Consider the following 1829-nt stretch of genomic DNA (forward strand, 5'->3'; position numbering starts at 1 on the left):
ACTGATATGCTCCCCCTATATAGGACACTGAAATATAAAGTGACTTATATAGGGGGATTTTTGTATGTCTAGAAGAAAAATGAAGTTGACATTTGAAGAACGATTGGCTTTGGTAGAAAGATATCTACGAAATGAAGTTGGTATAAACAGCCTAGCGAAAGAAGTACAAGTAGCTATCAGTACGATAAAAAGGTGGATCATTCTTTATGAGAATGAAGGTCCCATAGGTTTACTCCCTACAAAAAAGAATAAATCTTACTCAGCAGAATTGAAACTGAATGCAGTCCATGATTATTTAGCTGGAGAATATGGCGGCTTGGGAGCTATCGCTAAGAAATACGGACTTCGTAATAAAAGTCAATTAGAAGACTGGTTAAAGGTATATAATACTCATAGAAACTTCAAATTAGAAAGCGGTGGAAGCTATATGAGTAAATCCAGAAAAACAACGTTGAATGAACGGATTGAAATTGTGCATTACTGCATTGTCAATGGACGAGACTACGGGGAAACCGCGATTCAGTACCAAGTCTCTTACCAACAAGTTCGCAACTGGGTGTTGAAATACGACGAGATGGGTGAAAAAGGTTTAGAAGACCGGCGTGGACATCGCTCGGGCAGTAAACTCGCCAGAACACCTGAAGAGGAAATGCGGGATAAACTGGCCCGACAAGAACGACGTATCAAGTTACTTGAAATGGAAAATGACTTGTTAAAAAAAGTCAGCGAGTTAGAAAGGAGGCGGGATTTGAATTAGTTCGTCATGCGTTTGAATACCAATCAATCAAAGAGCTACACGCGATAAAAGGCTATCCAATTCACACAATGTGTATCCTTCTTCACGTCACAAGATCAGCCTACTATCGTTGGTTAAAAAATTCCAAACTACCTGAAGTTGTATTAAATGAACAGTTGGCGGACCTCGTTCGTTATATTTATGAAGCAGACAAGGATAAGGGCTATCGCAGAATTTGTGAGGATCTCGTGAATGACTATGGATATCATGTCAATGATAAGCGCATTCTTCGAATCTGTCGCAAACTGCAAATCCAATCTACCATCAAACATTCTAGGAATAGTATTACCAGAGCGTCAAAAAATCCGTACCATATTGCGAAAAATTACTTGAATCGAAAGTTCTATGCGGATCAACCAAATCAAAAATGGCTAACAGATGTGAGCGAATTTAAGTATTATAACGGCTCAGAGGTGAGAAAAATCTACTTGAGTGCTATTCTTGATCTCGCCGATCGGCGAATTGTATCTTTTGTCATCGGCGATAGAAATGACAATAAATTGGTCTTTGATACCTTCGATCAAGCAGTCAAGGCCGAACCAAAAGCTCACCCACTATTTCATAGCGATCGCGGATTCCAATATACGAGTAAAGTTTTTTGTACAAAGCTAAAGAAGGCGAAAATGAAACAAAGTATGTCACGCGTAGCCCACTGTATTGATAATGGGCCAATGGAAGGTTTCTGGGGAATGCTTAAGCGAGAAAAATATTATCGGCGCAAGTTTATTAGTAGAGAAAGTCTTGTTGAAATGATCGAGAAATACATGAACTATTACAACAATGGTCGATATCAACGGTGTCTGAAGAGTAAAACACCGCTCCAAATTCATCAAGAACTACTGAGGGCAGCTTAATCACTTTCTTTTTGGAACAAGTGAATAGAATAACTCTGCTTATCCAAGAAGGAGACAAACCAAGTAAAGTTGAGGATAAACAAAGTTAAAAACATAAAAACTGTCTACCGAATTTCGGCAGACAGTCGTCAAAATAATTTTATTATATTTCATTGTTCACTTGACGGGGAGCCCAGCAG

The 1829-nt window shown here is 38.8% G+C and carries 2 protein-coding genes; both read left to right on the forward strand.

Annotated elements, in window-relative coordinates; translation table 11 throughout:
• Nucleotides 1-64 precede the first annotated feature (64 nt).
• Nucleotides 65-757, forward strand: a complete 693-nt coding sequence (locus LB941_RS12215) for a helix-turn-helix domain-containing protein (RefSeq protein WP_253362264.1) — start codon at nt 65-67, stop codon at nt 755-757.
• A gap of 26 nt (nt 758-783) precedes the next feature.
• Nucleotides 784-1650, forward strand: coding sequence for an IS3 family transposase (locus LB941_RS12220; protein ID WP_253362265.1), 867 nt, complete (start codon nt 784-786; stop codon nt 1648-1650).
• The last annotated feature ends 179 nt before the right edge of the window (nt 1651-1829 follow it).

This window comes from Ligilactobacillus ubinensis (assembly GCF_024160875.1).
GTDB classification, from domain to species: Bacteria; Bacillota; Bacilli; order Lactobacillales; family Lactobacillaceae; genus Ligilactobacillus; species Ligilactobacillus ubinensis.

Bases quoted from the DNA above. Each gene is read 5' to 3' on its own strand.
- LB941_RS12215 (WP_253362264.1), top strand. From the start codon at position 65: ATGTCTAGAAGAAAAATGAAGTTGACATTTGAAGAACGATTGGCTTTG.